Genomic DNA, 22,513 nt, shown 5'->3' with positions numbered 1-22,513 from the left:
TTGGAATCTGCGCAGCGTGGCGCGAGCGATCACTCGCTCAAGCAGAACTCTTTCACGGTCCGGTTGAGATGCAAGGTCATCAACGCACATGCGGCAGGTTCGTCGCGGGCGATGGCAGCCTCCGCAATCTCGTTATGCTCTGTAAGAAGGTCCCTGTCGGTAGGGCGAGACACCATCGCGAGCGCCAGAAAGCGCTCGCTGTGGAGATACAAGTTGGCTCTGATTTTCAGATACCATGGATTGGGGCAGGTGCTGACCAGAACTTGATGAAAAATCGAATGGGCGGTGGCCCAATGGGCCGACACGCTATCTTCCCGCACGCCGCGTTCCTCAGGCGTCCGAGCCAGCTCGTGCAGCGCTGCCACGACCCGGCCTTCCCAGCCCAGGTCCGCATTGCGGATCGCTCCCGACAGGCATGCACACTCGATCTTGATACGCGCTTCAAAGAGGTGACGGACATCGGACAGTTCCAAAGGGGCTACCCGGAACCCTCGCTGCGGCTCGGCCACCACAAGCCCTTCGGAAACAAGACGCGAAAGGGCTTCGCGTACGACGCTTGGACTGGCCCCCATCACAGCCGCCAGATCGGCGACCTTGAGCTTGTCATCGGGTTTCGCCTGGGCGCTCAGGATGTAGGCGCGGGTACGGTGATAGGTGGCCTCAGTCAGGCTGACGCTCGAAGGTTTGTTCATGCGCCTCAGCCTAAGCGAACGACGGAATCCCGTCAAACGCCAGAAAAAAGATTTTATTTGACTCGATGGATACCGGTGATTAGCCCTGCGAGCGTCCGATCAACGGACTTCGCCGCCGCCGAGCGCGTCGCCTGGTCAGAACAACGAAACTGTCGTGGATGGAGGAAAGCTGATGCGCTTCTTGCGCTTTTCAAAGGATGGCGAGGTCGGCCTTGCGGTGGGAGACGGCAAAAGCTTTCACGGTTTCACCGCTTCGCAAGAGGGGTATCCAGGCGACCTCACACCAGCCCTGCTTACGAAAAAGGATGTTTCCGATCTCGGCGAGGCCCTGTCCGCCGGCGAGCAGATTGATCTGAGTGCGATCGATTTTCTCCCGCCCATAACCGGCGCCTCGAAAATGATCTGCGTTGGCCTGAACTATGCCGACCATTCCAAGGAGACGGGTTTCAAAGTTCCCGACCATCCCACGGTGTTTCCCCGCTTTGCCTCCAGCCTCATCGGTCACGAGGCGCCGATCCTCAAGCCGCGGCAATCCGATCAGCTCGACTACGAGGGCGAGGTCGCCGTCGTGCTTGGCAAAGGGGGGCGCTATATCTCGCCCGAGGATGCGCTGTCGCATGTGCTTGGCTACGCGCTGTTCAATGATGCCTCGATACGCGATTTTCAGCTGCGTACACCGCAATGGACGATCGGGAAGAATTTCGATGGCACCGGTGCCTTCGGACCCTATCTCGTCACCGCCGATGAGCTTCCTGCAGGCGCATCAGGGCTTTCGATCCAGACGCGGCTGAACGGAGTGGTGGTGCAGGACGCCAACACCCGTGACCTCGTCTTCTCGGTCGCCGCGCTCATCTCGGATCTGAGCCAGACCCTGCGGCTTGAGGTTGGCGATGTGATCATCACGGGAACCCCTGCAGGCGTCGGTGCCGGCCGCACTCCACCCTTGTGGATGAAGGATGGCGACGTTTGCGAAATCGAGGTCGAGGGAATCGGCCTGTTGCGAAATGTCATCGCGAACGAAGATGCATCTCAAGGCAATGCGGCGGCAGAGGGGAAGCATCTTGTCGAACATCGCTGAAGTCGCCGAGGCTTTTTGGGAAGCCCGAAATGCTGTCGGCGTTCCCAATCGCTATGCCAATATTCTCGACGCCGACGACGGCTTTCGCGTCCAGATCCTCATGCAGGAATTTCGGGACCGCGAAGGCGACATGCGCATCGGATGGAAGGTGGCCGCGACGAATCCGGCGGTGCAGCAGCAACTGGGCATCACCGAGCCGGCTTTCGGGAGTTTACGAACGTCGCGCAACTACCCCAACGGGCATGAGCTAGCCATTGCCGAACTCGTCCAGCCCCATGCGGAATGCGAGATCTGCTTCGAGATCACCGCGGATATCCTGTCGGCGGAGACCCTCGACAACGCCCGCGCCTCGGTGCTGAAATGCTTTCCCGCTTTCGAGCTTATCGAAAAACGCGTGCCCATCACCGACTTCGGCGGAGCGATGGCTGACAACGCCGAGCACACCGCCATCGTCCTTGGCAAAGGCATCCCGATCCCCGCTGATCTAGACTTTTCGAAGGTCGAATGCCGCCTTGAGGTCGATGGAGAGACGGTCGGTTCGGCCGACGGTTCCGCAGTCCTCGGCAATCCGCTCAATTCGCTGCTCTGGCTGAAGGAGCGTTTGAAACGGTACGACGCCAAACTCGTGCCGGGCTCTTTGATCATGACGGGCTCGTTCCTGCGCCAACAGCCGATCCACGCTGGCGACAGGTTCGTGGCTCATTTTTCCGGCATTGGATCCGTGGAGTTTTCGGCCGTCGATTGACACCAGTCATATGTCTCAGGCGCTCGTGATGGGAGTGCGCCTGAGGGCATATCGAATGTGTGAGAGGATCTAGGATGTTTGCAGTGCACTGCCGGGATAACGCGTCGATGGAGCAGGTGCGGTTGAATAACCGTCCGGCCCATCTTGAATATATCAAGGGCAGTGGCTCGAGTATCGTCGCTGCCGGCCCGCTGATTGGTCCTGACGGACATGCCGTGGGCGGCTTCTTCCTGCTCGATGTCGCGAACCTTGCGGCCGCAGAGGACTGGGCGGCCAAGGATCCGTTCCGCGCGCTCGAACTCTATGGATCCGTTGAGATTCAGGAGTGGAAGTATGTGTTCGGATCAGGGCTTGAGCCGAGGCCATAGGCGCGGCGATCAACGTGGAGTGACTGTGAGCCTGAGAAAGGAAGGCTAATGCCGATTATTACATGCGACATTCGCAACGGACGCACGAAGGAGCAGAAGAGCCGGCTCGCGAAGGGACTGAGCCAGGTTCTTATCGATGTCGCCGGCGTGTCGATCGACAACATCTTCGTCGTTACTCGCGAGATGCCCGGCTTCAATTTCCTCGACGCCGGCGAACATATACCTGACTATGTGCCGGGACCGAATGGCGAAGACATCGCCGGCGCCGCGCAGCTGCGTCTGCGCAACGAAGCCAAGAGCAAGGTTTCCCGAACACCACACCATGGAGAATGATCATGCCTTTCATTCAATGCGACATCGAACTGGGCTTGTCGGACGAGCAGAAGATCGAAATCGTCAAACGCATGGTTGCCGTAACGAACGAAGCGATCGGCTCGTCGTGCGAGCATATCAACGTCGTGATCCGGGAACATCCCGCAGCAAATATCGGGGAGACCGGAAAAGCCAATCTCGGCCTGATCAGCCGCCAACAACAGGCCGCCTGATCGGTGCTGGTCCCCTGGACCATGAAGCCGATGTCCGTGCACCTTGATCTGGACTAGCTCAGGCGGCTTTGCAAGGTTGCCTGGACGCTCATGCTGGGCATCGGATGTCGCTTCCCCTGAAAGACGCCGTAATCGTGTCGGCGGGAACGGTTGTCGCGAATGCTTGGGGTCAATCTCATTACGGAACTCGGCCCCGTGGTCACAGACGCGATCGCCGAATTACGCTACGGCACAGCATGGTGGACTGAATGCCTGAACCGGCTTCGGGTATCTGACAGCGACCGCTAACTGGGGCGCCTTTCCGGGCCACACGATCGAAAACGTGTAGAGCGGCATCGAGGTTGTGCGTAACGCGCTGTTTCTGGACGGGTCGGAGCGGACCGTATTGCGCGGGTCGTTCCGACCTGCGCTGCATGGCGAGCTCACCCTATCACCCCGGCCGCCCTGGTTCGTCACGAACCGCACGGCCGCGACAACCGGACGCCTGCTCACGCGCTTCGCCGCCTCGCCCCGATGGACCGCCCTGCCCGCAATCTTTGCCTCTGCGCAGCGCGGGTGAGTTCGCCTTTCCTGCCTTGGGAGACCATGTTGTTCAAATCCGCCATCCAGTCAGAGGCACTTCCCCCTCGACGCGATCGAGACCACCGCGCCGCTGGGTCAAGCCATGGTGAGGGCCTGTGACGTGAGCGTCGCCAGCCCCTTTGCGGACGTGGAAATTCCTGCGTCGAGCGTCTTCGATGCGTTGTTTGCCGAGATCGACGAGCAGGACCTCGACCGGACTGCCCTCATCGACAGCGCCAATAGCGCGCAAACCAGCTACCGCGAGCTGCGCGTGCGGGTGATTGCGATGGCCGGAGCGCTGGCCTTGCGCGGCGTGGGACCGGGCAGTGTCGTGGGGCTTCTCGCCCCGAACTCGTCCCAGTTCGCCATCGCCTTCCACGGCATCTTGCGGGCTGGCGCCACGGCGACCACGGTCAACGCGCTGTTCACAGCGGACGACATCGCCAAGCAGCTCATCGACGCGAAGGCCTCACTGCTCATCACCGCGACGGCGCTGTTGCCACACGCATTGGAAGCGGCAGCGACCGCCGGAATCGCGCGCGAGGATGTGATCCTGCTGGACGGCGGGCCCCGAATCGCGACCGGACATCCCAGCCTCGCCGACATTCTTGCGCGAACCGTCCACGCTCCGCAGGCCGTCTTCGATCCTGCCATCCACCCGGCCGCCCTGCCCTATAGCTCGGGCACCACCGGCAATCCTAAAGGCGTGATCCTTACCCATCGCAACCTGGTCGCCAACATGGCGCAGATTCGGCCCCTGCTCGACATAAAGCGCGACGACCGAATCATCGCCGTGCTGCCCTTCTTCCACATCTACGGCATGACCGTCCTGCTCAACGCCGCGCTGCAAGCCCGCGCGACGCTCGTCGTCATGCCCAGATTCGATCTGACGGAGTTCCTCGACACCATCGAGCGTCACCGGATCACCTATGGGTTCATCGCGCCACCGGTGGCCGTCACGCTGGCCAAGCACACCCTAGTCGACCAGTACGACCTCTCTTCGCTCAACACCATATTGTCGGGCGCCGCCCCGCTCGACAGCGAGCTGGGCGCCGCGGTCGAGGAGCGTCTGAAGGTACGAATGATCCATGGCTATGGGATGAGCGAACTCAGCCCCGTCAGCCACCTGATGCCCGCGGATCGCGGCTTGCGCCTGTTCGGCGAGCTGGCGCCGCTCAGCTCGTGCGGCTGGCCCGTTCCCAACACGATCAACAGGATCGTCGATCCCGCGACCGGCAACGACATCCTGCCGCCGACGGAAGGGCTGAGCAAGCCCGGCGAATTGCTGGTCAGCGGGCCAAATGTGATGCTGGGTTATCTCGGCAACCCGCAAGCGACCGCCGAGACGATCGACGCCGATGGCTTCCTGCATACCGGCGACCTCGCGCGGATCGACAGCATGGGCCGTGTGTTCATCGTCGATCGGCTCAAGGAGCTCATCAAGTACAAGGGCTATCAGGTGCCACCGGCCGAGTTGGAAGCGTTGCTCCTGACCCACCCAGCGATCGGTGACGCGGCGGTCATCGGCGTGCCCGACAACGACGGCGAGGAAATCCCCATGGCCTACATCGTTCGCCGGGGTGACGCACCGCTCAGCGCCGACGACGTCATGGCCTTCATCGCCGCCAGGGTCGCCCCCCACAAGAAGATCCGACGCGTGGCCTTCATCGACGCCATACCCAAATCACCCTCCGGCAAAATCCTCAGAAAAGATCTGCGAACCGCAGCATGACGATACTTCAGCTGCCGCCGCTGAGGTTGACCGCTTCATCCGCTCGCAATGAAGGCGAACCGGGATCGCAAAGGCGCCGAAGGGATTGAAGCGCGCGTTGATCGGAGGAGATAACAGCCGCGAGCGGTTCGGTGTCTCGCGTAGTTCCCGCCCTGTCGGGGGCTGCGATCACGCCGCGCACCGACACGCATATCGTCGTAACCGAATATGGCAGCGCGGAACTCAAGGGGAAGAGCATGAAGGAGCGCGCCCAAGCGCTGATTGCGATCGCACATCCGGATTTCAGAGATACGCTGGAAAAGTCTGCGCGTGAGCTTCCGGGATTTGCGTGACCAATGTCTGGTCTCCGCACCTTCCGGGATGACGATCAGTCAGTCCCCCGAATTCGGAAAACCCTGCCCTCAAGCGCGGCCGGCTTGGGGACAGATGATCATGATCGATCTGATTTCAGGTTCCACCCCGGTCGACTATGCGCCGCTCGTAACCGGCCTGGGCGGCGATCCACGCGCCCTGCCACATAGGCTGGGGATTGATCCTCAAGCGGCCGGAGAGGATAGCAGACTGATCTCATATACCTCCGTCGCAGCGACAATTGGAACGGCTGCAACCACCCTGGAACGCTCCGATTTGGACTGTCCGTCACATCATATCGATGAAGCCAAGATGCCTCGATCTAGAACAGACGCAAAATGGTCGACTCCAGCCCCTCGTGTCGCTGCCAGGCAAATCTTCGCGGATCCCATTTTGCGTGTCCGCTAAGCGGCCGAAGAACTCGGCGCTCGGGCCGACAATTCGCGCATCACGGCCATCACATTCGGTTGGCCCGTGTGTGCCATGATACCGCCATCGGCGACCAGAATCGCTCCGGTTACATAGGATGCCTGATCGGAGGCCAGGAAGGCCGCGACATTGGCCATCTCCTCGGGCGTACCACCCCGCCCCAGCGGGATTATATCGTTGAACTGCTGCCGAACCGGGAGACCCTCGACGCTGAGCGTAAGGCCTGTCTGAGGGATAAAGCCGGGACAAAAGGCATTGACCCGAATATTGTCCCGCCCATGATCCAGCGCCAAAGTCCGCGTATAGTTTATCACCGCAGCCTTCGACGCACTGTACGAGCCAAACCCGTAATCTCCACCGAGCCCGCTAACCGATGAAGTATTGACGATTGCGCCCCCGCCTTGGCGACGCATGTGCGGTACCGCCGCGCGGCAGGCGTACATGATCGCTGATAGGTTGACCTTAAGCACGCGATCCCAGTCCTCGTCAGTGGTTTCGGTTACCTCGACAATCGAACCGGTCCCGGCATTGTTGAACACCATGTCGATATGGCCATGGGCATCGACCACGGCTTGCACCATCGCGGTGACCTGATCGCTCGACGTAACGTCACAGACATAATTCGTGACACCCTCCGCATCATGCTGGAGTACCGCCTTTTTGATGTCGGCGGCGAAGACCGTGGCGCCTTCTGCGGCCAGCAGTTTCACGATGGCAGAGCCAATACCCCCGCCGCCGCCCGTTACGATGGCGGTCTTGCCCTGGAAACGCGTCATGACAGTCTCTCCATTAGTTATTTTCTGACCTTTGAGGGCCGTTCGGCCGCGATAGCGATCTGTTCCCGCTTGTCGGACGAAGAAGCTCCGACCCGCTTTCAGCAGCCCTGTATGCTGCCAGCAGACGATCTTTCGAACTTGTCCGTTCACGACTCTTATTTGGCATTTCGCGCCTTTGTCGGGTTCGGCGATTGCATCGATCCAGCTCTGGCGTCAGGGCTTACGAATTCCGCCCAGTTAGCAAAGAGCATTCGGTTCGCGCGAGGATTTCGTCTCGCTCTCCGGCCGCTATGAGCGCGGTGATGGTTTCCAGACCAAGCCGGGGAGCCAGCGGACCGCAGCGTCCGTTCCCGCACGGTATGAAAGCTGGCGGGCGCCCTGTCATCGGATAGCGATATCCTGACCGCTCCCCGTGGGAGGGGGGCGGTCACGCCGGCGCGATGTACAAGCTAAATCCAGCCGTCGCGCTGCGCGCCGTCGCCTATACCGGCTTCAGGCTTCCGACGCTCAACGAGCTGTATCGCAGCTTCACGGTCCTTCCCGTCGTCACCAACGCAAATCCGGACCTGAAGCCGGAGCGCCTGCGCGGCGTGGAGCTGGCGCCGGCCAGCGGGATCGCCGTCGGCCTCACCATCTTCGACAACCAGCTGGACGACGCCATCGCCAATGTCACCACTGGCGTGAACGTCCGCCAACCCCGGAACGTAAGCGCGATCGAAGCGCACGGGATCGAGCTGACGGCTTCAGCCAGGCTCGGCGCGTTCAATCTGGCCGGGCCTACACGTTCAGCCATTCAAAGGTGCGTGCGCCGGGCGCCGCGCTCGACAGTCTCGACCCCGCGCAAAAGCCGCAACATGCCGCATCGACAACCCTCGCCTGGCAACCCGGGGGCTGCGCGCGCCTCGCCGCGACGCTTCGCTATGCGGAGCGGCAATATGAAGACGACCTCAACGTCGACTCCCTGCCCGACGCATTGACTCGCGATGCGTTCGCATGCGCGCCGCTGGGCCGCGGCGTCGCGATCATCGGCCGGGTCGAGAATATGTTCGACACTCGGGTTTATACTCGCTGCGTCAGCACTCCGGTCTTGTCCGACGACCTCGGCACACCGCGAACCTTCTGGACCGGTGTGGCATTCTACCTGGGCCAATCGGAATAACCTAAGGGCAACGGCGGCCCGCATCACGCGCTACATCCGGGCGTGGTTCGTCGGCGTAGACGGGCCGGCGTTTCTCCTTGAAGGCCTTCAAACCCTCCGCGAACGCCGCGGACGCAAAGAAACCATCAAACACATCATCGAATGCCAGCTCTTCTCCGCGCGTGATGGCCTCGATCACATGCTTGGCGGTCACCACACTTTGCGGAGCGTTGCGCGCGACCGCAGTCGCGATCCGCACTGCCTCGTCAGCGCCGCCCAGAACTTCCACCAGGCCCATGCAATGGGCGTCGGAGGCGGAAATGGTGTCTGCGCTCATCAGCAAGCGGCTGGCCTGCCCTGCGCCGACCGTGCTGACCAGGCGCGCGACATCCTCAGCCGGATAGGACAGCCCGAGCTTCGCCGGCGTTACGCCAAATCGCGCGCCGTCCCCGGCAACGCGAAAATCGCACGCCAGCGCGAGGGCAACGCCGGCACCGAAGCAATCGCCCTGTATGTTGGCTATGGTGGGAACCGGCGCCGCGGCCAGAGCCTCGATCGCGGACCGCATTCGCAAGCGGAATTCGGCAGCCCGATCGGGCCGCCCGACCAGGGATTCCATCGCCTTGAGATCGGATCCGGCACAGAATGCGGAAGGGACCGCGGACTCCAGCAGGATCACCCGCGCGGATGGCGAGGCGATCGTCTCGAGCGCCGTTTGCAACGCGCCCCAGTCCTCGATTCCCAGCGCGTTACGCGACGCTGCGCGCGCAAGCCTGATGACCGCGATGCCATCGACAAGTTCGGTCGTGATCAAGCGCCGGCTCCTTTCCATCTTCAACATCGAGGTTCGCACCCGCAGGATGATCAGCCATCGGACTCGATCCGCCCCAGACCTAGAAATATCTCGCGCGGGCCTCGCGATATTCGCGCTTCAGGCGATCGATCAGCTCCCGCGCCGGCGAGACGGCTTGAATGACACCGATGCCCTGGCCCGAACCCCAAATGTCTTTCCACGCCTTGGCGCTGCCCGAGCCGAAATTCATGGCCGACGGATCGGAACTTGGCAGGGCGTCTGGATCGAGACCGGCGGCGAGGATCGCGCTTCTCAGATAATTGCCATGCACACCGGTGACGAGGTTGGTGTACACGATATCTTCCGCGCCGCTCTCGACGATCGCAGCCTTGTAGGCCTCCGACGCATTGGCTTCTTCCGTGGCGATGAACGCGGAACCGATATAAGCGAAATCCGCACCCATGACTTCGGCCGCGAATATCGCGCGACCCGTCGCGATCGAGCCCGACAGCACGAGCGGACCGTCCCACCAGGCCCGGATCTGCTGAACAAGCGCAAAGGGCGACAGCGTTCCGGCGTGTCCACCGGCGCCGGCGGCAACAGCAATGAGGCCGTCCGCCCCCTTTTCCACGGCCTTGCGGGCGAACGCCGTGTTGATGACATCGTGAAAGGTCGCGCCCCCATAGGAGTGCACCGCCGCATTCACCTCAGGCCGCGCTCCAAGCGAGGTGATCACGATGGGCACGCGGTACTTCACGCACAGCTCCAGATCCTGCTCGAGCCGGTCGTTGGAACGATGTACGATCTGGTTGACCGCGAACGGCGCCGACGGCGCGTCGGGATGGGCCTGATCCCACGCCCGCAATTCCTCCGTTATCTGCGCCAGCCATTCGTCCACCATCGACGCCGGACGAGCATTCAGCGCGGGGAAGGACCCAACGATACCCGCCTTGCATTGCGCGATGACGAGCGCTGGATTCGAGATGATGAACAATGGCGAGCCGATGACAGGGAGCGTCACGCGGGAACGGAGGCGGGCGGCGGTGGTCAGAGGCGCATCTAGTGTTGCAGTCATGGGGACCCCGATGAAATTGGGAACGTTGAAGGCGAGGTAAGATAGATTAGGCGTGCATGGTGACCCGGCAAAGCCGGCCGACTCATGCCTCAAACTGCTCGAAGTCTGGCGCCCGTTTCTGCCGGAGCGCCAGGAGAGCCTCTTGTGCCTCCGGTTGCGGGATGTTCTGGGCGACCAGTTCGAGTTCCTCGTCGATCCGCTGATCGAGGCTGACCGGCGATTGCTTCATGAGCCGCTTGGTCAGACGCAGCAGGCGTCCGGGCTGGCACGCAAGCCGATCGGCCCGGGACTGGACGGCAGCGAGCAACTCGGCGTCCTCGAATATGTCGTTGACGAGCCCCCATGAGAGCGCCTTCTGCGCGTCGATCCAATCGCCAAAGAACAGCAGCTCGCTTGCGCGGCGCATGCCGAGCAACCTGGGAAGCAGACCGGTGGATCCCCCCTCGGGTACGAGGCCGAGCCCGACGAACGGCAGTTTGAAGCGGGCGCTTGCCGCAGCGTAGACGAGGTCGCAATGCAGCAGCAGGGTCGTTCCGATGCCGACCGCGATACCGTTTACGGCTGCGACGACCGGCTTCTCAACATGGCGCAGCGCGGCAAACAACGCACCCGGTCCGATCTCGCCGCCGACAGTTGGCGGATTTGCCTCGAAGTCGGTGACATCGTTGCCTGAGGTGAACGCGCCTTGCGCGCCCGTGATGCAGATCACCCTCACCGATCGATCGTCGTCGGCCGATCGGATCGCCGCCGCCAGATCGTCGTAGATGACCCGCGTGAGCGCGTTCTTCTTCTCCGGGCGACTGATCGTGATCGTCCGAACTGCCCGGACCTGGCTCACCACTATATATTCGCTCACCGTTCCTTGCCTCCTGCTTCAAGCGACTCTTTCACCGGAGCGACACGACGCACGGCCCTGTTGACGAAGAATGTCCCCGATCGACATCGAGAGGAGACCACGCCGTTCGGGCACGGCGGCCATCGGTTCCCTCGGAAAAAGGATGGAGAAACCGTGGGCGCACGCGATGGAACGGATCCCGTCCCAGACATCCGCCTCCTGGCATCTCCGATCAAGTATTGATGAATCGCCTCCTTGGACTTAGTGTAGCTTCAAATTATGAAGTGAGTCTAGCATGTCGTTAAACGGCCTCCGCTCCCTGACCTGTGCCGTCGCGAAGACGGTGTCGACGATCGGTGATCCCTGGACGCTCATGATCCTGAAGGAGCTCTTTCTGAAGAACCGCCGGTTTGACGAAATCCAGGCCATGACCGGGATGTCTCCACACCTTCTGAGCGTGCGCATGCGAAAGCTCGAACAAGCGGATATCGTTCGGCGCCAGGCCTACCTCGAGCGCCCGAAACGCTACGAATACCGTCTGACCGAAAAGGGCATCAGCCTGTGGCCGGTCATCATCACGCTCAAGGAATGGGGCGAACGCTGGCACGAATGGCCATCGGGCGTTCCGCTCAAACTGCGTCATGCGTCCTGCGGCCATGAGATGCAACTTGAGCTGAGCTGTTCGCGCTGCGGCGACGGGGTCGGACCGCGCGATGTCACCCTTGAAATGTCGAGCGACATGACAGCGGAACGAAGACTGATGGCGGGCGCACAAGTTTGAGCCGCCCTGTCCCGCAACTTTTGCACACTACGTTGCGGGCGTCTCTCTCACCATGGATGCTGCGCTGCGCGCGGCGCGGATCGATCCATGCGGCACAGCGGGCGTAGCCGTGAGAGCCTGGCTCCCCTCTCGAGAACGGTGCTGCGCGGATGCGCGACCTGCTGCCCGATCTGCCGGCAACAGGACATCGCCTTCAGGCCGGTCGAGCGAAGGTGGTCGTTCGCAGCGATTGACAGGAATATCATCATCATCGCCGACCGGTTGTTCCTATTCCGGGCAACCCGCGCGCGGGGAAAGCAGGGAGAAACCCGATAATGGCTTTGCACCATCTGGAAGATTTTGCCGTAGGTCAGACATTCAGCGCGGGGCCGCTGCGCATAGAGGAGGACGACATCAAGCGGTTCGCGGGCGAGTTCGACCCGCAGCCATTTCATCTGGACAATGAGGCGGCAGGAAACAGCTTCTTTCGCGGACTAGCCGCCAGCGGCTGGCACACCGCCGCGATCACGATGCGGCTTCTGGTCGGGAGCGATATCAGGCCTGCCGGTGGGATCATCGGCGCGGGTTTCGAAGAATTGCGCTGGCCGCGCCCGGTTCGCCCAGGTGACGCGCTGCATATCGAAAGTGAAGTCCTCGAGGTTCGGCCATCGCGGTCCAAGCCCGAACAGGGGATGGTCAAGGTCCGCACCACCACGCTGAACCAGAAGAACGAGACGGTGCAGGTATCGGTCGGCAATCTCGTGGTCTTTAGGAGACCGCCGACAGCGTAAGAATGCTCAGCCCGCTCGCTGCCGGCCGGCGCTTGCGACTGCTGTGCTCATTCCACTGCGGCAGAGCGGATCAGCGGAACCAGGCGCCCGATCGCACGGCCGTCAATATGGTCAGCCCGTAGACCACTAGCCCCAGCGCGATGGCGGCGAATAGCCCGCTCAGCGAGCCGGTGAGTTTCATGGCGACCCAGCCGCCGCCCAGCGCGACGGCGATGCGCAGAAAGCCGCTCGTCAGCGGCCAGAACAGTCGCCGGGCTCCCTGCGACGCGAAATAGAGCGAAAGCCCTAATCCGAAAAAGCCATAGGCAGGCCCCACGATCCGCAGATAGGTGCTCCCGGTCTCGATCATTTCGGGGTCGGCACTGAACAGGCTCAACCACACCGCAGGCCAGATTGCAGCGGCAATTCCGATCGTCTCGGTCAGGATGAACGCGAGCGAACCACCCGCCAGGGCGATCTTCAACGCTCGATCACGCTGCCCGGCACCGATGTTCGTGCCAACCATGGCAACCAGCGGCGCCCCGATACCGAAGATCAGCGGGATGAGGAGATATTCCAGGCGCGCCCCCGTGCCGAAGCCGGCAACCGCGCCGACCCCGGCGACGGTGGCGACCAGCGCCGTCGCGGTGCCGATGATGACATTCGTCTGGATAGACGTGATCGCGGAGACGGCGCCGACCCGCAGGATGCTCGCCAGAGCGGGCCACTGAAGTCTCGCCCAGCGGAATTGGACCGAACTGCGCCCCGAAAGGATGTACGACAGCATCGCAGCCGTGCCGCCAACATAGAAGAGGATCATGGCAACGCCGCCACCTGCGATACCGAGCGCCGGCACCGGCCCAAAGCCGAAAATCAGGACCGGCGAGAGGGGGATGAGGAAAACCAGGCCGACGCAGATGACAAGCGCCGGAAAGAGGATGTTGCCCGTGCCGCGGATGACGCTGGCGAGGCCGTTCATCAGCCAGATGAAGATGTTGCCGGTGAACACAATGTTCGAGTAGATCAAAGCCGCTTCAAGCTCGCCCCCTTCCCCGCCCATCATCCGGTAGATCGGTCGGCCGAACATCAGGAAAATCACGGAGAAGGTCAGTCCCAGCGAGACGTTGATCACGATCGCGTGCAGGACGAGATCGTCGGCATCCCGGCGACGCCTGGCCCCCAATGCGCGCGCGACGGCGGACGAAATGCCCCCGCCCATGGCGCCGGCCGATATCATGGTCATCAGCATGACGGGAGGGAATACCAGCGCCATCCCGGCGAGCGCGTCGGTGCCGAGCTTCGCCACGAACCAGGTTTCGATCAAACCGGTCGAGGCCTGCGCCACCATGATCAGAATGTTAGGCCATGCCATGCTGAGGAGCAGCGGGACGATCGGCGCCTCGAGGAGACGCCGAGTTCGCACGTCCATAGGGCCACCTGCGGTGGTCGCATCGATATCGGCCATGCCTACAGTCGCCGGCCCGCGCGGATATGGCAGCCGCCGGATCCGATCCAACTGCGCGTCTGTTCGAGTACCTCGCCTGAAAGCGTGGGATCGTCGATCGCGCGGGCGAGGATCACCGCGCCGACCATTGCCGCCAAGCTTCCGATGGCCTCCTGACGGCTCTCGGCGTCGCTCGTTCCCGGAAACGCGTTGCTCATCCTCTCGATTTGCGCACGGAGTCCCTCCGTCATCGCCGTTCGCGCCGCCGGACTCTGATGGCGGGTCTCCGCGACCAGACCGGCAATCGGACAGCCCGCGCCAGGATTGTCACGGTGACGCGGGGAGAGATACCTGTCGATAAAAGCGTCGAGATCGAACTTGCCGCCTGCGGCCGCCTTGAGCGTCCGTTCGATCGCTTGCGCGACCAGATCGTCCTTGGACTCGAAATGCCCGTAGAAGCCGCCATGCGTCAGGTCGGCCGCTTTCATCACCTCCGCCACGGTGACGGCCTCGAACCCCTTCTCGCGAAACAGCCGGCTGGCCTCGTCCAGTATACGGACATGATTTTCCGCCATCTGCTCCCGACTGACCTTCATCTTCAACTTCCCCGGGACCAGCCTTGACCACGCTCCTGCGACGATCATAAGCCCTATACAAACATGATGAATGTCATCAATATAGAGGCGAAACCCAGAAGAGCAATGCAGGAGTCGTCATCCGGAACCCTGTCGAACTCAGACGCGTGAGACAGGCATCGGCGGGCGGGAGTTCCCGCACCCGACGAGCGCCTTGCCCGCACAAACGGAGATTATCATGTCCGATCAATATGCGTTATGCGTCCTCCTTAATATCAAGCCTGAACATGAGGAGGAGTTCGCACGCAGAGTAAGCGAGAATGTCACCGAGACCCGAAAGGATGAAGGCCTCATCACCTTCAACTATCATAAGGTCGTCGAGGCCCCGATCTGGATCCTGTACGAGATCTGGGAAAGCAAAAAGCACTCGGACACTCACCGTCTCAAGCCCAACGTCCAGGAGTTCTTCGCGCAAGCGGAAAGGATATTAGCGCGCGAGCCGGAAATCTACCAACTCGAACCGTCCGACTGAACACCCTGTCAGCCGCTACCCCGACCTTGAACGGCGGAGGCCGCGGAATGTCTGATATAGATCCGATTGTGTTGAAAAAGGCGTCCTTGAAGTCGAGGTGAGTGTCTGATTCACTTCTGCCGGTCGGCGGGAGACGTGCGGATGATGGGCGAGCGAACTGTGTCGCAGGAGGCGCTGTTCTACAGCTTCAGCCTGGAGCGGCACGTACCGAGGGATCATCTGCTGCGTTCTATCGACCGCTTCGTCGATCTGTCGGATCTGCGCGAGCAGTTGCGCCCGTTCTACAGCGAGACAGGGCGACCCTCGATCGATCCCGAACTGATGCTGCGGATGCTGATCATCGGCTATTGCATGGGCATCCGCTCGGAGCGCCGGCTGTGCGAGGAAGTGCATGTGAACCTGGCCTATCGCTGGTTCTGCCGGCTCGGGCTGGAAGGCGACGTCCCCAACCACTCGACCTTCTCCAAGAACCGGCACGGCAGGTTCCGCGACAGCGACTTGCTTCGGCGGCTGTTCGAGACGACGGTGGCGCGCTGCATCGCCGAGAAGCTGGTGGGCGGCGAGGGCTTTGCGGTCGATGCCAGCCTGATCCGGGCCGACGTCAGCCGGCAGAACGCCGTCGATCGCGCCGAACAGCTTCCGCCCGCCAGCGCCAGCCACGCCGTACGGGAGTATCTGGCCGTGCTCGACGATGCCGCGTTCGGTGGCGCGACCCCGGTGCCGCCCAAGCAGCTGGCGGTGACCGATCCGGCGGCGCGGTGGACGGCGGCGTCGCGCGAGCGGGCCTTCTTCGCCTATTCGACCAACTATCTGATCGATCTCGACCATGCCGTGATCGTCGATGTCGAGGCGACCACCGCCGTCCGCCAGGCCGAGGTGACCGCCCAGCGCAGGATGATCGAGCGCTCCCACACGCGCTTCGGGCTGTGGCCCGAGCGGCTTGCCGCGGATGCCGGCTATGGTGACGCCAGGAACCTGTCCTGGCTGGTGGAGGATCGCGGCATCGAGCCGCACATCCCGGTGTTCGACAAGTCAGCCCGGCACGACGGCACCTTCGAGCGCGCGAAGTTCATCTTCGACCATGACGACGACAGCTATGTCTGCCCCGCCGGCATGCGCCTGCGGCAGCGCCAGAAGCACTATCGGGAAGCGCGCCCCTTCGTCGATGCCGAGGGCATGACCCGGTATCGCGCCAGCAAGCTCGATTGCGACGCCTGCACCCTGAAGCAGCGTTGCTGCCCCAACGCGCCAGCCCGCAAGATCCTGCGCTCGATCCACGAGGGCGCTCGCGACATGGCGCGCGATATCGCCACCACCGACGCGTATGTCGCATCCCGCCGGCAACGCAAGAAGGTCGAGATGCTGTTCGCGCACCTCAAACGCATCCTGAAGCTCGGGCGCCTTCGACTGCGAGGCCCCAACGGTGCGAAGGATGAATTCCTCCTCGCCGCCACCGCCCAGAACTTCCGCAAGCTCGCCAAGCTTATCCCAATGCCTGACGTGGTTGCAGCCCGGTAAGTGCCGACGCCGCTTATCTGCGCCGCGCGGGCATCATCCTACCCGCCCCAGAACCGCCTTTTTCAACACAATCGATCCACAATTGTCGAGTCGCGGGCGGCGCAAGATGACAGCCAGCCGATGAAGATCGCGGTCGTACTGCGTCCGGACCTCTAGCCCTGGCAAAGATTGAATGTCGCGGCCTTCACCATCGGCGGCGTCGCGAGCCAGGACGGCGCTGTCGGCGACGATTACCGCGATGCGTCAGGCAACAAGTATCGGCCGATGTTCAAGGATCCTGTCCGGATTTTCGGAGCGAGCGCCGAAGAGATGATCCGCGCGGTCGAGCGTGCCCGCAACCGGGAAGTACCCTTCTCGATCTTCAGGAGCGACCTCTTCCAGACGTTCAACGATATCGACAACCGGGCGGCCGTCGTGGCCGATCCCGGCCTCGTGCCGCTATCCACCGTGCGGGCAGCCGTTTGGGGCGAAGGACGCGGCCTATACGCCCGACGTAAGCGACAACCCGCCCCCCTTGATCAAGCTTATGCGGGTGAATTGATCACCTTGAACTGCGTGTATTCATGCAAGCCTTGCTCGCTGAGCTCGACGCCGAGGCCGGATTGTTTGGCTCCGGCAAAGGGCACGTTCGGCGACATGTCGAGATGGCCGTTGATCCAAACGGTCCCGGCATCCAGCTGGGCGGCTACCTCGCGAAGCTTTACAGGATTGTTGCCCCACACCGACGCTCCGAGGCCATATTCCGAGCGATTGGCGCGCGCGATCGCATCGTCGATGTCGCCGAAGCGCACCACCGGCAGGATCGGCCCAAACTGTTCTTCGTCCACGATCCTCGCACCGTCCCCGACATCGCGGACGATTGTCGGGCGGATGAAGTAGCCGGCCCCGGAGATGGCCGCGCCACCCGCGATGATCTTGCCGGAAATCTTGCTGTCTTCGATTAGATCGAGCACCCGCTCGTACTGGGCCTTATTCTGAAGCGGCCCGAGCTCTGTTCCGGCGTCGAGGCCATTGCCGACGTTTGCAGCATCCGCCTTGGAGGCCAGCGCGTCGCAGAACACGTCGTAAATACTGTCCTGCACGTACACGCGCTTGATCGCGAGGCAGACTTGGCCGTTATTCGCAAAGGCGCACTGGAAGATGCCCTCGGCGGCCGCGACGGGGTCCGCATCAGACAACACGATCGCAGGGTCGTTTCCGCCGAGCTCCAACGTGATCCGCTTGATCGTTTCCGCAGCGCTGCGCATTACTCTGCGACCGGTCTGCGTTGAGCCGGTGAAGCTCACCTTGCGGATGTCCGGATGTCCGGTGATACGCTCACCCAGGTCGTTTTCGTCGGCAATGATGTTGAGCACGCCCGGCGGCAAGATATCCTTGATGATCCTTCCGATTTCCAGCGTCGAAAGCGGCGTACTCGGCGCCGGTTTGAGAAGAACAGTATTCCCTGCCAGTAGCGCCGGCGGAACCTTCGCAGCCATCAAGTTCAGCGGGAAGTTCCACGGCACGATGGCTGCCACTACTCCCAGCGGCACCCGGCTGATATCGGCGGTGCGGCCACTCGCCGTCGTCGCTGTACGGTCCTCGAGTTCGACCGCAGCGAAATACCGGAAGAAGTACGCCGTCCCGCCCACCTCGGCGCGCGCATCAGGCAGCGGCTTCCCCTGCTCCCGCGTTAGGAGTTCCGCCAGCGTATCAGCCTCCGCGTCGATCGCATCCGCGATCCGAACAAGCACCTTCCGCCGCTCGTCGAGCGGCGTCGCGGCCCAACCCGGGAAGGCGGCTTTGGCTGCGCCGATCGCGTCTTCGAGTTGTTCGACCGATGCCCGTGGCGCAAGCCCGACGACCTCTTGTGTCGCCGGATTCAGAACCGGGGTGGAGTTTGCGGCCCCGACAAGGGCACCGTTGATCAACAATTTGAATTCGTTCGACACGATGACCTCCAAGAAGAAACCTGCGGCAGTTGTTATCTGGGCGCGCGCCTCAGACCCGCTCCACCACCAGCGCGATGCCCTGACCGCCGCCGATGCACATGGTTGCGAGCCCGTAGCGGCCGTTTTGCCGGCGCAGTTCATGTACCAGCTTCGTCAGGATGATGGCGCCGGTGGCACCAACCGGATGCCCGAGCGAGATTCCGCTGCCATTGGGATTGACGCGTTCGGCGGGGAAACCCAGTTGGTCGGCAACGGCGCAGGCCTGGGCTGCGAATGCCTCGTTCGACTCGATCACGTCCATGTCATCGACCGACAAGCCGGCCTTGCCAAGAGCGATGCGCGATGCCGGCACCGGACCAATCCCCATAAAGTTGGGATCAACCCCAGCATGACCGTAAGCGACGATGCGCGCGAGCGGGGCAAGTGCGTGTGTTGTCACCGCGCTTTCGGTCGCAAGCAATATCGCGGCTGCGCCATCGTTGATGCCGGAGGCGTTGCCCGCCGTCACGCTTCCATCCTGCTTGAAAAGCGTCCGGAGTTTGGCGAGTTGCTCGATGGTGGTCTCGCCGCGAACATGCTCATCGACTCTGAAGGCCTCGACCGAGCGGCCGCGCTGGACCTCGACCGGCACGATCTGATCGGTGAAATAACCCTCTGCTAGCGCCTTGGCGGCGCGGCGCTGGCTTTCGAGCGCATATCTGTCCTGACGATCGCGCGAGACGCCGTACCGTTCGGCGATATTCTCGGCGGTTACCCCCATCGCGCCACCGCCGAACGGATCGTCCAGGGCACGCTCCAAGGCGTCGACCAGGCGAGCATCGCCCATGCGCTTCCCCCAGCGCTCGGTCGGCGCGTGATACGGCACCGCACTCATGACCTCGGCGCCCCCGGCGACCGCGACCGACGCGTCGCCGAGCATCAGCATCTGGGCGGCGGTCACGATGGCTTGAAGGCCCGATCCGCATAAGCGGTTGACGGTCAGTGCCGGCACTTCGTGCGGCAGCCCGGCCTCGACCGCCGCGATGCGCGCGATATAGGCGTCTCGCGGTGACGTCGGCAGAACCTGGCCGAACACGCTATGTCCAACAGCATCGATCGGGATGCCGCTCTCGATCAGGAGAGCCTTGACGCACAGCGCCGCCAGCTCGCTCGGTGACTTATCCTTCAGACTGCCACCGAATGTGCCGATCGCAGTGCGCTTTGCCGAGGTAATATAGATAGGGTCCATGATGTCAGGCCTGTTCGGTTTGAGAAGATCGCGCGAGCGGCAGGGCAGCGAGCCATTGCGCCTCGGCGCTCGACGGAGTCGTGTCATGCGCCGAGGCGTCCGCCTTCACACACGACAGCACCAGCTCGGCCGCGTCATCGGCATCGCCGAGATAGGTCAACGGCGACATGGTCACGTGAGCGGTTCCGAAACAGCCTGCCCCCGCCGTGACGATAGCCCGCGTCGGGGCATCCTGGCTCGCAAGGGCGACCACCGCCGGGGAGACCAGAGCGGGATCCAGCAACGCCAGATCCTCAGCGGAAAACACCGCGTCGGTCATCGCTGTTGCTGCAACCGGGCTTAGACAGTTGACGCGAATATCGTCACGAAGACCCTCGATGGAGAGCGTCTGCATGAGCCCGACCAGACCCATCTTGGCCGCTGCGTAGTTCGCCTGACCAAAATTGCCGTAGAGGCCTGCCGGAGAGGTCGTAAAAATCACGCGTCCATACTTTTGGGCTCGCATGATGGGCCAGACCGCCATCGTGCAGATTGCGGCACCGCGCAGATGGACATCGAGTACCAACGAGAATGCCGCCAGATCCATCTTCGCGAAGCTCTTGTCGCGCACAATGCCGGCATTGTTGACGAGAATGTCGATCCGACCGCAGCGAGACTTGACGGCCGCGCACATCGCCTCGACTGCGGCAACGTCTGTGACGTTGGCACCACAGGCCATGGCGTCCCCGCCGCCGGCAGTGATGTCCGCGCAGACTGCCTCGGCTGCAACGAGATCAAGGTCGCTCACCACGACGCTTGCGCCACGAGCCGCCAGCGCGCGGGCGTGGGAGTGTCCGAGACCCCGGCCTGCTCCGGTTACGATTGCCACACGTCCGTGAAGATCGATTGCGCCGCTCATATAAAGGTCTCCAGTGGAGCGTTGCCCGCGACATCGGTTCCGGATCGCACGATGGCGAGCCAGGCATCGACCCGCGGCACCTCGTATTCGTAGAAGAAGCGGCACGCTCGACGCTTGCCCGCAGCGAAAGCGTCTTCTCCCTCGAGGGCGGATGCCGCATTTGCCTGCTCCAGCCAGAGAAGAGCGACGACGACGTGACCGAAGGCGGATAGAAACGTGGTCGCGTTGGCCAGCGGGGCGTGATGCTGACGCAATGCCTCGATGCACGTGGCGATCTGGCCCGAGAGTCGAACGAGCTGTTGGGCATAGACCTCACGGTCGGTTCCGACCGTGCGTCCGACCGTCCGCGCAATCCGCGCCTCGAGTGACGCCAAGCCTGCGCCATCGTCGTTAAGGACCTTGCGGCCAAGTAGATCAATTGCCTGGATGCCGGTAGTCCCCTCGTGAATTGGGTTTAGCCGATTGTCGCGCCAGAGCTGCTCGACGTCGAAATCCCTTGTATAGCCGTATCCGCCATGTATCTGAATCGCGAGATCGTTCGCGGCCAACCCGTATTCTGATGACCAAGTCTTCGCGACCGGTGTGAGCAAGGCGAGCAACTCGCGCGCTTCAGCGTCCGCCTCATTATCCACCAGTGATGCACAAAGCAGGCAGAGCGCCAGCGCGCCTTCCGCATAGACTTTCTGCGAAAGCAGCATTCGCTTCACGTCGGGGTGGCGGATAATTGCGATGGGGTCGCCCGTCCGCGTGCCGATCTCGCGTCCTTGCAAACGCTCTCCGGCATAGGCCACGGACAGCCGATAGCTACGATAAGCGAGCGCTGCAGCGCCGACGCCGACGCCGATCCGCGCCTCGTTCATCATCTGGAACATCTGTCGCAGTCCGCGTCCCGGCTCTCCAACGAGCCAACCGATTGCGCCGTCCTTCTCGCCAAAGTTCAGCAGGCAGTTCGCAGTCCCGCGGAAGCCCATTTTGTGGTTGAGCCCGGCGACGCTGATGTCGTTGCGCGAGCCGTCGGGAAGCGTTTTTGGAACGATGAAGAGCGAGAGCCCCTCGGTGCCGGCAGGCAAGCTGCCATCGGCACCGGGCACCTTGGCAAGAACGAGGTGTACGATGTTCTCGCTCGCATCCTGGTCGCCGCCGGAAATCCACATCTTGTTACCGGTCAGCCGGTATCGCGCCCCGAGATCGTCCGATCCGTCTGGCTCGGCCCGCGTGCGCACATCGGCAAGGCTTGAACCGGCCTGCGGCTCGGACAAGCACATCGTCCCGAACCACCTGCCCTCGATCTCGGGCTGCGCAAATTGCTCAATCTGGTTGGGAGATCCGAAAGTGGCGATAAGGCGCGCATTGGCGACGGTGAGCATCGCATACCCGGCAATGGCAATGTTCGCCGCCGCGAAATACGCGTAACTCGCCCAGCAAGCGGCGCTGGGTAACGCAAGGCCACCGATGTCCTCGGGAAAGCCGGCGGCAAAGAGCCCGAGATTTGCATATTCGCGAAGCGCCCCGCCGATCGGCGGATATATCGAGACCTGGCCATCCTTGAGCTGCGGCTCGTGCACATCCGCACCCTTGTAGTGCGGAAGGAAGGCCTGTTCGGCAAGCTTCTCGGAAAGGTCGAGCACACTGTCGATCGTTGCGCGATCATGGTGTTTCCCCAAGTCGAGCCAGTCGAAGAGCAGGAAACTGACGTCTCGCCGCACGATCAAAGCATCACTCATCGGTCATTCCTCACA

General features: G+C 62.5%; 22 protein-coding genes and 3 pseudogenes. 14 read left to right on the top strand and 11 right to left on the bottom strand.

Annotated features, from left to right (window positions below; all coding sequences use genetic code 11):
* Window positions 1–29: 29 nt before the first annotated feature.
* A complete protein-coding gene (locus J0A91_RS24325; RefSeq protein ID WP_069207784.1) occupies window positions 30–692 on the bottom strand; it encodes a GntR family transcriptional regulator in 663 nt (220 codons plus the stop codon).
* A gap of 172 nt (window positions 693–864) precedes the next feature.
* Here J0A91_RS24325 and J0A91_RS24320 point away from each other — a divergent pair, with 172 nt between their 5' ends.
* From J0A91_RS24320 to J0A91_RS24290, 8 genes and pseudogenes are all read left to right on the top strand, one after another.
* Entirely contained in the window at window positions 865–1,770 is a 906-nt protein-coding gene (locus J0A91_RS24320) for a fumarylacetoacetate hydrolase family protein (protein WP_069207783.1), read from the top strand.
* Window positions 1,754–2,515 carry a 2-keto-4-pentenoate hydratase gene (locus J0A91_RS24315; RefSeq protein WP_069207782.1) on the top strand — a complete coding sequence of 254 codons (762 nt, stop codon included), beginning with the start codon at window positions 1,754–1,756 and terminating at the stop codon, window positions 2,513–2,515. The genes J0A91_RS24320 and J0A91_RS24315 overlap by 17 nt, the downstream gene beginning before the upstream one ends.
* Window positions 2,516–2,589: 74 nt before the next feature.
* Window positions 2,590–2,883 (top strand): YciI family protein, encoded by a 294-nt coding sequence (locus tag J0A91_RS24310; RefSeq protein ID WP_069207781.1) that lies wholly within the window; start codon window positions 2,590–2,592, stop codon window positions 2,881–2,883.
* A gap of 48 nt (window positions 2,884–2,931) precedes the next feature.
* Window positions 2,932–3,216: a tautomerase family protein gene (locus tag J0A91_RS24305; protein WP_069207780.1), complete on the top strand. Its 285-nt coding sequence runs from the start codon at window positions 2,932–2,934 to the stop codon at window positions 3,214–3,216.
* Between the two features lie 2 nt (window positions 3,217–3,218).
* Window positions 3,219–3,428, top strand: coding sequence for a tautomerase family protein (locus J0A91_RS24300; protein ID WP_069207883.1), 210 nt, complete (start codon window positions 3,219–3,221; stop codon window positions 3,426–3,428).
* A 162-nt stretch (window positions 3,429–3,590) separates the two neighbouring features.
* Window positions 3,591–3,987: pseudogene (locus tag J0A91_RS25010) on the top strand (hypothetical protein); the annotation flags it as partial.
* Window positions 3,988–4,110: 123 nt separating this feature from the next.
* Window positions 4,111–5,721, top strand: a complete 1,611-nt coding sequence (locus J0A91_RS24295; protein ID WP_069207779.1) for a 4-coumarate--CoA ligase family protein — start codon at window positions 4,111–4,113, stop codon at window positions 5,719–5,721.
* 113 nt (window positions 5,722–5,834) lie between these two features.
* Window positions 5,835–6,053: pseudogene (locus J0A91_RS24290) on the top strand (acetyl-CoA hydrolase/transferase C-terminal domain-containing protein); the annotation flags it as partial.
* Between the two features lie 423 nt (window positions 6,054–6,476).
* On the opposite strand, the gene budC reads toward J0A91_RS24290, so the two are convergent.
* Complete coding sequence (budC, locus tag J0A91_RS24285; protein WP_069207777.1) at window positions 6,477–7,277, bottom strand: meso-2,3-butanediol dehydrogenase; 801 nt, start codon at window positions 7,275–7,277, stop codon at window positions 6,477–6,479.
* 440 nt (window positions 7,278–7,717) lie between these two features.
* Between budC and J0A91_RS24280 the strand changes: the two genes are divergently transcribed.
* Entirely contained in the window at window positions 7,718–8,254 is a 537-nt protein-coding gene (locus J0A91_RS24280; protein WP_240502323.1) for a TonB-dependent receptor domain-containing protein, read from the top strand.
* A gap of 183 nt (window positions 8,255–8,437) precedes the next feature.
* On the opposite strand, the gene J0A91_RS24275 is transcribed toward J0A91_RS24280, so the two are convergent.
* The 3 genes from J0A91_RS24275 to J0A91_RS24265 all read right to left on the bottom strand — a co-directional run bounded on the left by J0A91_RS24275 (window position 8,438) and on the right by J0A91_RS24265 (window position 11,121).
* Window positions 8,438–9,229 (bottom strand): enoyl-CoA hydratase/isomerase family protein, encoded by a 792-nt coding sequence (locus J0A91_RS24275; RefSeq protein WP_069207882.1) that lies wholly within the window; start codon window positions 9,227–9,229, stop codon window positions 8,438–8,440.
* A 79-nt stretch (window positions 9,230–9,308) separates the two neighbouring features.
* Window positions 9,309–10,283: an NAD(P)H-dependent flavin oxidoreductase gene (locus tag J0A91_RS24270; protein WP_069207774.1), complete on the bottom strand. Its 975-nt coding sequence runs from the start codon at window positions 10,281–10,283 to the stop codon at window positions 9,309–9,311.
* 82 nt (window positions 10,284–10,365) lie between these two features.
* On the bottom strand, window positions 10,366–11,121 hold the full coding sequence (locus J0A91_RS24265) for an enoyl-CoA hydratase (RefSeq protein ID WP_240502322.1): 756 nt from the start codon (window positions 11,119–11,121) through the stop codon (window positions 10,366–10,368).
* A 292-nt stretch (window positions 11,122–11,413) separates the two neighbouring features.
* Between J0A91_RS24265 and J0A91_RS24260 the strand changes: the two genes are divergently transcribed.
* Together J0A91_RS24260 and J0A91_RS24255 are read left to right on the top strand one after the other, a co-directional pair.
* Window positions 11,414–11,899, top strand: a complete 486-nt coding sequence (locus tag J0A91_RS24260; RefSeq protein ID WP_069207772.1) for a winged helix-turn-helix transcriptional regulator — start codon at window positions 11,414–11,416, stop codon at window positions 11,897–11,899.
* 314 nt (window positions 11,900–12,213) lie between these two features.
* Entirely contained in the window at window positions 12,214–12,669 is a 456-nt protein-coding gene (locus tag J0A91_RS24255; RefSeq protein ID WP_069207770.1) for a MaoC family dehydratase, read from the top strand.
* Window positions 12,670–12,739: 70 nt separating this feature from the next.
* On the opposite strand, the gene J0A91_RS24250 is transcribed toward J0A91_RS24255, so the two are convergent.
* Together J0A91_RS24250 and J0A91_RS24245 are read right to left on the bottom strand one after the other, a co-directional pair.
* Window positions 12,740–14,113, bottom strand: a complete 1,374-nt coding sequence (locus J0A91_RS24250) for an MATE family efflux transporter (RefSeq protein ID WP_069207769.1) — start codon at window positions 14,111–14,113, stop codon at window positions 12,740–12,742.
* Between the two features lie 2 nt (window positions 14,114–14,115).
* Window positions 14,116–14,688, bottom strand: a complete 573-nt coding sequence (locus tag J0A91_RS24245; RefSeq protein WP_069207881.1) for a TetR/AcrR family transcriptional regulator — start codon at window positions 14,686–14,688, stop codon at window positions 14,116–14,118.
* 217 nt (window positions 14,689–14,905) lie between these two features.
* Here J0A91_RS24245 and J0A91_RS24240 point away from each other — a divergent pair, with 217 nt between their 5' ends.
* The 3 genes and pseudogenes from J0A91_RS24240 to J0A91_RS25300 all read left to right on the top strand — a co-directional run.
* Complete coding sequence (locus J0A91_RS24240; RefSeq protein ID WP_150127133.1) at window positions 14,906–15,199, top strand: putative quinol monooxygenase; 294 nt, start codon at window positions 14,906–14,908, stop codon at window positions 15,197–15,199.
* A gap of 141 nt (window positions 15,200–15,340) precedes the next feature.
* Window positions 15,341–16,717, top strand: coding sequence for an IS1182 family transposase (locus tag J0A91_RS24235; protein WP_069207767.1), 1,377 nt, complete (start codon window positions 15,341–15,343; stop codon window positions 16,715–16,717).
* Window positions 16,718–16,885: 168 nt separating this feature from the next.
* A pseudogene (locus tag J0A91_RS25300) lies at window positions 16,886–17,077 on the top strand (DUF2000 family protein); the annotation flags it as partial.
* 164 nt (window positions 17,078–17,241) lie between these two features.
* Here J0A91_RS25300 and J0A91_RS24230 read toward each other — a convergent pair.
* Genes J0A91_RS24230 through J0A91_RS24215 form a run of 4 tightly spaced genes read right to left on the bottom strand, consistent with a single transcriptional unit; the run spans window position 17,242 to window position 22,498 of the window.
* The gene (locus J0A91_RS24230) at window positions 17,242–18,648 is read right to left on the bottom strand and encodes an aldehyde dehydrogenase family protein (RefSeq protein ID WP_069207880.1); all 1,407 of its coding nucleotides are present in this window, start codon (window positions 18,646–18,648) and stop codon (window positions 17,242–17,244) included.
* A 49-nt stretch (window positions 18,649–18,697) separates the two neighbouring features.
* Window positions 18,698–19,876: a beta-ketothiolase BktB gene (gene bktB / locus J0A91_RS24225; RefSeq protein WP_069207766.1), complete on the bottom strand. Its 1,179-nt coding sequence runs from the start codon at window positions 19,874–19,876 to the stop codon at window positions 18,698–18,700.
* Window positions 19,877–19,880: 4 nt separating this feature from the next.
* On the bottom strand, window positions 19,881–20,774 hold the full coding sequence (locus tag J0A91_RS24220) for an SDR family NAD(P)-dependent oxidoreductase (protein ID WP_069207765.1): 894 nt from the start codon (window positions 20,772–20,774) through the stop codon (window positions 19,881–19,883).
* Window positions 20,771–22,498 carry an acyl-CoA dehydrogenase family protein gene (locus J0A91_RS24215; protein WP_069207764.1) on the bottom strand — a complete coding sequence of 576 codons (1,728 nt, stop codon included), beginning with the start codon at window positions 22,496–22,498 and terminating at the stop codon, window positions 20,771–20,773. Before J0A91_RS24215 ends, J0A91_RS24220 begins: the two co-directional genes overlap by 4 nt.
* Window positions 22,499–22,513: the final 15 nt, after the last annotated feature.

The organism is Sphingomonas panacis (assembly GCF_001717955.1).
Taxonomy (GTDB): Bacteria; Pseudomonadota; Alphaproteobacteria; order Sphingomonadales; family Sphingomonadaceae; genus Sphingomonas; species Sphingomonas panacis.
The sequence above is the reverse complement of the archived record's forward strand: the minus strand, read 5'-3'. Positions and strand labels throughout refer to the sequence as shown.

Excerpts from the sequence above, each read along its gene's own strand:
- J0A91_RS24325 (WP_069207784.1), bottom strand. The coding sequence starts at position 692 with ATGAACAAACCTTCGAGCGTCAGCCTGACTGAGGCCACCTATCACCGT.
- J0A91_RS24320 (WP_069207783.1), top strand. The coding sequence starts at position 865 with ATGCGCTTCTTGCGCTTTTCAAAGGATGGCGAGGTCGGCCTTGCGGTG.
- J0A91_RS24310 (WP_069207781.1), top strand. The coding sequence starts at position 2,590 with ATGTTTGCAGTGCACTGCCGGGATAACGCGTCGATGGAGCAGGTGCGG.
- J0A91_RS24305 (WP_069207780.1), top strand. The coding sequence starts at position 2,932 with ATGCCGATTATTACATGCGACATTCGCAACGGACGCACGAAGGAGCAG.
- J0A91_RS24300 (WP_069207883.1), top strand. The coding sequence starts at position 3,219 with ATGCCTTTCATTCAATGCGACATCGAACTGGGCTTGTCGGACGAGCAG.
- budC (WP_069207777.1), bottom strand. The coding sequence starts at position 7,277 with ATGACGCGTTTCCAGGGCAAGACCGCCATCGTAACGGGCGGCGGCGGG.
- J0A91_RS24280 (WP_240502323.1), top strand. The coding sequence starts at position 7,718 with ATGTACAAGCTAAATCCAGCCGTCGCGCTGCGCGCCGTCGCCTATACC.
- J0A91_RS24270 (WP_069207774.1), bottom strand. The coding sequence starts at position 10,283 with ATGACTGCAACACTAGATGCGCCTCTGACCACCGCCGCCCGCCTCCGT.
- J0A91_RS24260 (WP_069207772.1), top strand. The coding sequence starts at position 11,414 with ATGTCGTTAAACGGCCTCCGCTCCCTGACCTGTGCCGTCGCGAAGACG.
- J0A91_RS24255 (WP_069207770.1), top strand. The coding sequence starts at position 12,214 with ATGGCTTTGCACCATCTGGAAGATTTTGCCGTAGGTCAGACATTCAGC.
- J0A91_RS24250 (WP_069207769.1), bottom strand. The coding sequence starts at position 14,113 with ATGGCCGATATCGATGCGACCACCGCAGGTGGCCCTATGGACGTGCGA.
- J0A91_RS24245 (WP_069207881.1), bottom strand. The coding sequence starts at position 14,688 with ATGAAGGTCAGTCGGGAGCAGATGGCGGAAAATCATGTCCGTATACTG.
- J0A91_RS24240 (WP_150127133.1), top strand. The coding sequence starts at position 14,906 with ATGTCCGATCAATATGCGTTATGCGTCCTCCTTAATATCAAGCCTGAA.
- J0A91_RS24235 (WP_069207767.1), top strand. The coding sequence starts at position 15,341 with ATGATGGGCGAGCGAACTGTGTCGCAGGAGGCGCTGTTCTACAGCTTC.
- bktB (WP_069207766.1), bottom strand. The coding sequence starts at position 19,876 with ATGGACCCTATCTATATTACCTCGGCAAAGCGCACTGCGATCGGCACA.
- J0A91_RS24220 (WP_069207765.1), bottom strand. The coding sequence starts at position 20,774 with ATGAGCGGCGCAATCGATCTTCACGGACGTGTGGCAATCGTAACCGGA.
- J0A91_RS24215 (WP_069207764.1), bottom strand. The coding sequence starts at position 22,498 with ATGAGTGATGCTTTGATCGTGCGGCGAGACGTCAGTTTCCTGCTCTTC.